Below are 8413 nucleotides of genomic sequence, written 5' to 3'. Positions count from 1 at the left end.
TCACGTAGTGAGCCTTGTGAACATTGTTGATTGCGTAGGCCAGTTGACGACGGCCCCAGTCTTCCAGGCGGTGGATTTTGCCACCGTCTTCTTCGATCAGCTTGGTGTAACGCTCAACCATGCCGCCGACTTGCTCGCTCTGGTCCGGGTGAACCAGGAAGATGATTTCGTAATGACGCATGAATGCTCCTTACGGGTTAGTAGTCTGCCAGGGAATCTGGTCAGACAAGGAGTGAATGACACTGTATGTCTTGCACGGAGGGGAGGCACATGCGCGCCTGCCAGCTCGGCAAGGGGCGCAATTGTAGAGAAGCCGGGGCGCACAAGCAAGGTGATTGGTGAATATTTGAACAGCCTGAAACACTTTATGCCTGCCTGGGCCCTATCGCCTGTAGGAGCGGCCTTGTGTCGCGAAAGGGCCGCAAAGCGGCCCCAGGATTTATGCATCAGCACCGAGATCCCTGGGACCGCTTTGCGGTCCTTTCGCGACACAAGGCCGCTCCTACAAGATCAGCGTTTGGCCTGGCGCTGACGCACGGCCTCGAACAGGCAAACCCCGGTCGCCACCGAAACGTTCAGGCTGCTGACACTACCGCCCATCGGCAACTTCACCAAGAAATCGCAGTGATCGCGGGTCAGCCGGCGCATGCCCTTGCCTTCCGCGCCCATGATCATCACCAGCGGACCGGTCAGGTCCTGCTGGTAAATCTCCTGCTCGGCCTCGCCCGCGGTACCGACCACCCACAAGCCGCGTTGCTGCAACTTCTCCAGGGTACGCGCCAGGTTGGTCACGGCCACCAGCGGAATCACCTCGGCGGCGCCGCAAGCCACCTTGCGCACCACCGGGGTAAGGGTTGCCGACTTGTCCTTGGGCACGATCACCGCCGTGGCACCGGCCGCATCGGCGGTACGCAGGCAGGCACCGAGGTTGTGCGGGTCGGTGACACCGTCCAGCACCAGGATCAGCGGCGGTGTTTCAGTGCGTTCAAGCAGCTCTTCGAGCATCAGCTCGCCCCACACCTGGCTCGGGCTTACCTCGGCAACCACGCCCTGGTGCACGCCTTCGACCCAGGCATCCATCTCACGGCGCTCGGCCTGGCCAACCTGCACGCGGTTTTCCGCAGCCAGCGCCAGCAGCGCCTGCAGGCGTGGCTCGCTGCGCCCTTCCGAGAGCCAGATCTGCTTGACCCGCTTCGGATGGTGCTGCAGCAATGCCTGCACGGCGTGCACGCCGTAGATCTTTTCCAGCTGACTCATGACTTGCTCTTGCTCTTGCGTGGCGCACCGGACTTCGGCGGGCCTTTACGGTGCTTGGTCGGCTTGCCGGAACCAGAGGGCTTGCCGCCCTTGTCCGACTTGCTGCTGGCATGGCCGCCACTGCGTGCCTCGCTCATCAGCGCCTTTTTCATTTCGCGGCTCTTGCGCACCTCGGCGTTGCGCTGCACGGCGTCTTTCGGGAAGTACGCCTCGGCGGTTTCGCTCTTGCGGCTACGCGGCTTGGGCGTGGCTTTCGCCTCGGTCACCGGCTGCTGTTCAACCTTGTCGGCTGCCGGCGCAGCGCCGCGCTGCTTGCGGCCGATCGGCGCAGCAAGGGTCTTGTCCGACACTTCGAAGTCGATCTTGCGCTCGTCCAGGTCGACGCGCATGACCTTGACTTCGATGGTATCGCCCAGGCGGAAGCTGCGCCCGGTGCGCTCGCCCGACAGGCGGTGATGCACTGGGTCAAAGTGGTAGTAGTCGCCCGGCAGTGCACTGACGTGTACCAGGCCCTCTACATAGATGTCGGTCAGTTCGACGAACAGGCCGAAACCGGTCACCGCGGTGATCACGCCCGGGAAGGTTTCGCCCACGCGGTCCTTCATGAACTCGCACTTCAGCCAGTTGACCACGTCACGGGTGGCCTCATCGGCGCGGCGCTCGGTCATCGAGCACTGCTCGCCGAGTTGCTCTAGGGTGTTCTCGTCGTACGGGTAGATGCGCGCCTTGGGGATGCTCATGGCGCCGGCACGCTTGACGTGCGGGGTATCGACCTTGGAACGGATGATGCTGCGGATGGCGCGGTGCACCAGCAGGTCCGGGTAACGGCGGATCGGCGAGGTGAAGTGGGTGTACGCCTCGTAGTTCAGGCCGAAGTGACCGTTGTTTTCGGTGCTGTACACAGCCTGGCTCAGCGAGCGCAGCATTACGGTCTGGATCAGGTGGAAGTCCGGGCGCCCGGCGATGCTCGCCAGCAGGGCCTGGTAATCCTTCGGCGATGGATCCTTACCCTTGTGCAGGCTCAGGCCCAGTTCACCCAGGAAGGCGCGCAGTTTTTCCAGGCGCTCCGGCGGCGGGCCGTCGTGCACACGGTACAGGGCCGGTACGCCATGCTTTTGCAGGAACTCGGCAGTGGCGACGTTGGCCGCCAGCATGCATTCCTCGATCAGCTTGTGGGCGTCGTTGCGCACGGTCGGGCGGATTTCCGCGATCTTGCGCTGGTCGCCGAAGATGATGCGGGTTTCCTGGGTTTCGAAGTCGATGGCACCCCGGGTGTGACGGGCATCCACCAGCACCTTGTACAGGTTGTACAGGTTCTTCAGGTCCGGCACGACCTCCTTGTACTCCTCGCGCAGCGCCTTGCCCTCACGGGTGCGGGCGTGTTCGAGCATGCTGCTGACCTTGTTGTAGGTCAGGCGGGCGTGGGAGTGAATGACGCCTTCATAGAACTGGTAGTCGACCATCTGGCCGGCTTTGTTCATGGTCATTTCACAGACCATGGCCAAGCGGTCGACATGTGGGTTCAGCGAGCACAGGCCGTTGGACAGCTCTTCGGGAAGCATCGGCACCACGCGCTCGGGGAAGTACACCGAGTTACCGCGCTGCTGGGCCTCGACGTCCAGGGCCGAGCCCAGGCGTACGTAGCTGGACACATCGGCGATGGCCACATACAGGCGCCAGCCGCCGGAGAACAGGCGCAGCTTGCCCAGCGGTTCGCAATAGACAGCATCGTCGAAGTCACGCGCATCCTCGCCGTCGATGGTGACGAACGGCAGGTGGCGCAGGTCGACGCGCTTCTCTTTGTCCTTCTCTTCGACTTCGGAGCGGAACTTGCGCGCTTCCTTGACTACGGCATCAGGCCAGACGTGCGGAATGTCGTAGCTGCGCAGGGCAACGTCGATTTCCATGCCTGGCGCCATGTAGTTGCCGATGACTTCGACCACGTCGCCTTGCGGCTGGAAGCGCGGGGTTGGCCAGTGGGTGATCTTGATCTCGACGAACTGGCCAATCTTGGCGCCGCCGTTACGCCCGGCAGTTACCAGCACTTCCTGCTGGATCTTCGGGTTGTCGGGGGTTACGTAGCCAATGCCGCCTTCTTCGAAGTAGCGGCCGACCACGCTTTCGTGCGCGCGGGAAATGACCTCGACGATGACGCCTTCACGGCGGCCACGGCGGTCGGTGCCGGAAACACGCGCCAGCGCGCGGTCGCCATCGAAGGCCAGGCGCATTTGCGACGGGCCGAGGAACAGGTCATCGCTGCCATCATCGGGGATGAGGAAACCAAAGCCATCGCGGTGGCCGGAGATGCGGCCGCAGATCAGGTCCAGCTTGTCTACCGGGGCATAAGTGCCGCGCCGGGTATAGATAAGCTGGCCATCGCGCTCCATGGCACGCAGGCGACGGCGCAGGGCTTCGATCTGGTCTTCTTCATACAGACCAAACTCTTTCGCCAGCTCCTCGCGCGCAGCAGGTTCGCCACGGTCGGCAAGGCGCTGCAGGATCAGCTCACGGCTGGGAATGGGGTTGTCGTATTTTTCCGCTTCGCGAGCGGCCTCGGGATCGAGGGATTGCCAATCGGCCATCAGAAGGGGTTCACCTTGGGGTATATAGATAGGAATTCTGGCATAGGCGTATTGAAACCGGAAATGTCGGCCTTGGACAGCCCCTGCTGCACTGCATAGACAGCAGGAATAGGCCTGTGGAATCAACAAGTTGAATTTTTTGAAATTTTTTTTGCTTGAGGGGTTTACAGCCCCCCGGACCGTCCGTATAGTGCGCACCACAACGACGGACAAGCCCGAAGTTGTAGTAGAGATTAGCGACGCTGTAAAGCATCAAATAATCTCGAATGTGTGCCCAGGTGGCGGAATTGGTAGACGCGCTGGTTTCAGGTATCAGTGACCGCAAGGTCGTGGAAGTTCGAGTCTTCTCCTGGGCACCAAATATTTTCAAGTAACAGATGACCAAGGATCTGTTACTACTGTGTGAAAGCTGACGATAGTCGCCTTCAACAGATGATGTAAAGCTTTGCCCAGGTGGCGGAATTGGTAGACGCGCTGGTTTCAGGTATCAGTGACCGCAAGGTCGTGGAAGTTCGAGTCTTCTCCTGGGCACCATACAAAAACCCACTAGCTTGCTAGTGGGTTTTTTCTTGCCTGCGTTTTTTGTATTCCCCCTCCCTCATTGCAATCCAGAATGATTCCTATCTAGGATTGGGCTTTCTCTCATGGAGCGAGCGAACGATGAGCACGGACCTGACCACCCCTCACCCACTCCAGGCGTGCTGGGACCTGCAACTGGCAGGCCTCGCTGCCGATGCCTTGCGGGTGGCACTGACAATCGACCTGTTCGAGCACCTTGAGCAATTCACCGCACCCGCTCAGTTGGCGACTGTGCTGGACCTTGAACCTTTCAATACCGGCTACCTGCTGGAAATGCTCTGGGCCCAGGGCCTGCTGGAGCGCGATGTGCAGGGCAGCCTTTACCGCAATGGCGAAACCGCCCAACGCTATTTGAGCCGGCGCGCCGGCAGCTATTGCGGCGATGCCCTGCTCTTTCGTCATCAAGTGCTGCGCCAGGCCGGGCAAACACTGGAACAGGCGCTGCGCAATGGCCTGCCATCGGCAACAGCACCGGGGCCAGAAATGGCCCGACGCTGGGCGGAAGCAGCACGGGTGCAGATTGCCCAGGAGCAACAGGCAGTTACCGTGGCCGTGGCATGCGCATTGGTCGAACGCTTGCCACAGGCGCCATCCCTGCAACGCATGCTGGACCTGGGCGGTGGGCCGGGCCTGGTAGCCATTGCACTAGCCCGACAGCTACCCGACTTGCACGGGACAGTGTTCGACTTTGCCGAAACCGCAGCGGTGGCCCAGGACAATATCGAGCGCGCCGGGCTGGAAAAGCGTCTCGGGATTATCAGTGGCGACCTGGACCGGGATGATTTTGGCCGTGGCTACGACTTGATCTGGTGCTCGTCGGTGCTCCACTTTGCCGATGATCTTGATGGCGTGCTGCGCAGGGTGCATGCGGCGCTGAACCCAGGCGGGGTGCTGATATGCTGCCATGCCGAAGTGCCCGAAGACCGAGAGACTGCGGCGCGGGTGCTGCCTTATTACCTGCATATGCGCATGCAGGGGCGGCATGTGTTGCCGGCCGGGGAGTTGGCGCAGCGCTTGCGCGAAGTGGGGTTTGCCGAGGTGCAGCAACAGGATGGGCTTAGGTATCCGGTTGCGCCGGTGAGCGCTGTTATTGCCAGTAAGCTGTAAACCTGCTCCGACCTCTTCGCGGGCTCGCCCACTCCCACAGGGAATACCGCTGGTTTCGAGGGCAGCGCAATACCTGTGGGAGCGGGCATGCCCGCGAAGAATCCAGCACAACCCTCAAGGGTTGAACCATGGTCTGCCCATGAATTTCTCGTCACGCGGCCACTTGAGAAACGATTTCGTTTACCATTGTTTCCAAATATGTAGCCGTAAGCGAGGAAGTACCCGCATGACGATCCGCCCGCAACCGCTGATGCGCACCTTGGCCGCCGCCGTGCTGAGCCTGGTCATCGGCGCTCCGGCCGCCATGGCAGACGCACCGGTCACCCTGACCATGTACAACGGTCAGCACAAGGAAATCGGCGAAGCCATCGCCAAGGCCTACGAGGCCAAGACCGGCATCCATATCGATATCCGCAAGGGCAGCAGCAACCAGCTGGCCAGCCAGATCATCGAGGAAGGCGACCGTTCGCCCGCCGACATCATCTACACCGAAGAGTCCCCGCCCCTGAACAACCTGGGCGAACTGGGCCTGCTGGCGAAGATCGACGACGCCACCGCAAACATGATGCCCAAGGAATACGTAGGCGCCAACGGTACCTGGATGGGCATCACCGCCCGTACGCGCATCGTGGTGTACAACCCGAAGAAGATCGACGAGAAAGACCTGCCGACCACGGTGATGGATTTCGCCAACCCTGAGTGGGAAGGCCGCGTTGGCTACGTTCCCACCAGTGGTGCATTCCAGGAGCAGGCCGTGGCCATCCTGAAAATGCACGGGCGTGAAGCCACCGAAGAATGGCTAACCGGCCTGAAAGCCTTCGGCAAGACCTACACCAACAACATGGTCGCCCTCAAAGCCGTGGAAAAGGGCGAAGTGGCTGCGGTACTGGTGAACAACTACTACTGGTACGCGCTTGAACGCGAACGCGGCAAGCTGGACACCAAACTGTACTACCTGGCCGACGGCGATGCCGGCAACCTGGTGACCATTTCCGGCGCGGCCGTGGTCAAGGCCAGCAAGCACCCGAAAGAAGCCCAGGCGCTGCTCAACTGGATGGCCAGCGAAGAAGGCCAGCGGGTGATCACCCAGACCACCGCCGAGTATCCGCTGCACAAGGGCATGGTGTCCGACCGCGGCCTGAAGCCGTTCGAAGACCTGCGCCCGCCGAAGATCTCGCCGGCCGACCTGGGCAATGCCGAGGAAGCCATCGAGCTTGAACGCGAGGTCGGCTTGCTCTGATGACCGCCGCCCTGTCCGAACCGGTGCCGGTACGCTTCGTACCGCGCCGCAAGCGCCCGTCCATCTGGGTGGTGCTGCCTGTGCTGTTTCTGGTGGCGATGAGCTTGCTGCCACTGCTGTATGTCGCCATCAAAGCCTGGGAAGCCGGCTGGCGCGAAGCCTTGCACCTGTTGTGGCGCCCCTTTGTCTGGGGGCTGATGCGCAACACCCTGATGCTGATGGTCGGGGTGACAGTGACCTGCATGATGGTTGGCCTGGCCCTGGCCTGGCTGCTGGAGCGCAGCAACCTGGCCGGCCGCCGGCTGTGGGGCGTGGTGCTGTGCCTGCCCTTCGCCGTGCCGTCGTTCGTCAGCAGCTTTACCTGGGTGTCGCTTAGCTCGGACTTCGAAGGGCTTGGCGGGGCGATCATGGTCATGGCCCTGTCCAAGTACCCACTGGTGTTCCTGCCGGTGGCCGCCACCCTGCGCAACCTCGACACCTCGCTTGAGGAGTCGGCGCGCACCCTGGGTTGCAGCCGCTGGGGCGTGTTCATCAAGGTGACCCTGCCGCTGCTGTGGCCATCGATGCTCGGCGGCGCACTGCTGATCGCCCTGCACATGCTGGTGGAGTTCGGTGCGCTGTCGATCCTCGGCCTGCAAACCTTCACCACGGCGATCTACCAGCAGTTTGAACTGGAGTTCAGCAATGCCAACGCGGCCATGCTGTCTGCCGTGCTGTTGGCGATGTGCCTGGTGATGCTGTGGCTGGAGCTGCGGGTCCGCGGCAAGGCCCGACATGTGCGCATCGGGCAAGGTGTGGCACGCCGCGCGCAGCCGGTACGCTTGCGTGGCTGGACGGTGCCGGCGCAGCTGTTCTGCGTGGGCCTGGCCGTGCTGGGCAGTGGCATTCCGCTGGCCATGCTCGGCTACTGGTTGAGCGTGGGTTCGTCGGCGGCGTTCCCGGTAGCAGCCATCTCCAAGGCGCTGTTCACCTCACTGTCGGTGTCGCTGGGCGGTGCCGGCTTCTGCGTGCTGCTGGCCCTGCCGATCAGTTTCCTGGTGGTGCGCTACAAAGGCCGCCTGGCAATCTGGGCCGAACGCCTGCCTTACCTGCTGCACGCCCTGCCCGGCCTGGTCATTGCACTGACACTGGTGTTCTTCGCCCTGCACTACGTGCCGGCGCTGTACCAGACCACGGCATTGCTGTTGCTGGCATATGCGCTGCTGTTCCTGCCACTGGCACAGTCGCCGGTGCGCACTGCGCTGAACAAGGCCTCGCCAACGCTGGAGGAGGCCGCACGCACGCTCGGTGCCAGCAGCTTCACGGCGTTCTGCCGGGTGACCCTGCCGATCATCTTCCCGGCCATGGCCGCAGCGTTTGCGCTGGTGTTCCTGGATGCCATGAAGGAGCTGACTGCCACGCTGCTGCTCAGCCCTACCGGCATGAACACCTTGGCGACCGAGGTGTGGGCGCACACGGCAAACGTCGAGTTCGCGGCGGCGGCGCCTTATGCGGCGCTGTTGATTGTGGTGTCGGGGTTGCCGGTTTATCTGCTGACAACGCGGATGTACCTGAACAAGGCGTAACCTTCTTCGCGGGCTTGCCCGCTCCCACAGGTACCGCGCCGCTCTCAGGGCCTGCGCAGTACCTGTGGGAGCGGGCGCGCCCG

The 8413-nt window shown here is 62.3% G+C and carries 6 protein-coding genes and 2 tRNA genes; 5 read left to right on the top strand and 3 right to left on the bottom strand.

Going from position 1 to position 8413, the window contains the following annotated elements:
* The 3 genes from rpsF to rnr all read right to left on the bottom strand — a co-directional run.
* The coding region (gene rpsF / locus ACQKPZ_RS24965) for a 30S ribosomal protein S6 (protein WP_126870709.1) at positions 1 to 181 on the bottom strand (181 nt) is incomplete at its 3' end.
* 329 nt (positions 182 to 510) lie between these two features.
* A complete protein-coding gene (gene rlmB, locus ACQKPZ_RS24960) occupies positions 511 to 1257 on the bottom strand; it encodes a 23S rRNA (guanosine(2251)-2'-O)-methyltransferase RlmB (protein ID WP_427543399.1) in 747 nt (248 codons plus the stop codon).
* The gene (gene rnr / locus ACQKPZ_RS24955; RefSeq protein WP_427543396.1) at positions 1254 to 3839 is read right to left on the bottom strand and encodes a ribonuclease R; all 2586 of its coding nucleotides are present in this window, start codon (positions 3837 to 3839) and stop codon (positions 1254 to 1256) included. Before rnr ends, rlmB begins: the two co-directional genes overlap by 4 nt.
* Before the next feature lie 272 nt (positions 3840 to 4111).
* On the opposite strand from rnr, the gene ACQKPZ_RS24950 reads away from it, so the two are divergent.
* The 5 genes from ACQKPZ_RS24950 to ACQKPZ_RS24930 all read left to right on the top strand — a co-directional run bounded on the left by ACQKPZ_RS24950 (position 4112) and on the right by ACQKPZ_RS24930 (position 8330).
* Positions 4112 to 4198 (top strand) — tRNA-Leu (locus tag ACQKPZ_RS24950).
* Positions 4199 to 4286: 88 nt separating this feature from the next.
* A tRNA-Leu gene (locus ACQKPZ_RS24945) sits at positions 4287 to 4373 on the top strand.
* Between the two features lie 126 nt (positions 4374 to 4499).
* Positions 4500 to 5525, top strand: a complete 1026-nt coding sequence (locus ACQKPZ_RS24940; RefSeq protein ID WP_427543393.1) for a class I SAM-dependent methyltransferase — start codon at positions 4500 to 4502, stop codon at positions 5523 to 5525.
* A gap of 226 nt (positions 5526 to 5751) precedes the next feature.
* Positions 5752 to 6765, top strand: a complete 1014-nt coding sequence (locus ACQKPZ_RS24935) for an extracellular solute-binding protein (protein ID WP_391129463.1) — start codon at positions 5752 to 5754, stop codon at positions 6763 to 6765.
* A complete protein-coding gene (locus tag ACQKPZ_RS24930; RefSeq protein WP_427543390.1) occupies positions 6765 to 8330 on the top strand; it encodes an ABC transporter permease in 1566 nt (521 codons plus the stop codon). The genes ACQKPZ_RS24935 and ACQKPZ_RS24930 overlap by 1 nt, the downstream gene beginning before the upstream one ends.
* The last annotated feature ends 83 nt before the right edge of the window (positions 8331 to 8413 follow it).

The organism is Pseudomonas sp. NPDC089547 (genome assembly GCF_050280665.1).
Lineage (GTDB): Bacteria > Pseudomonadota > Gammaproteobacteria > Pseudomonadales > Pseudomonadaceae > Aquipseudomonas.
This window is presented reverse-complemented; position numbering and strand designations above follow the sequence as displayed.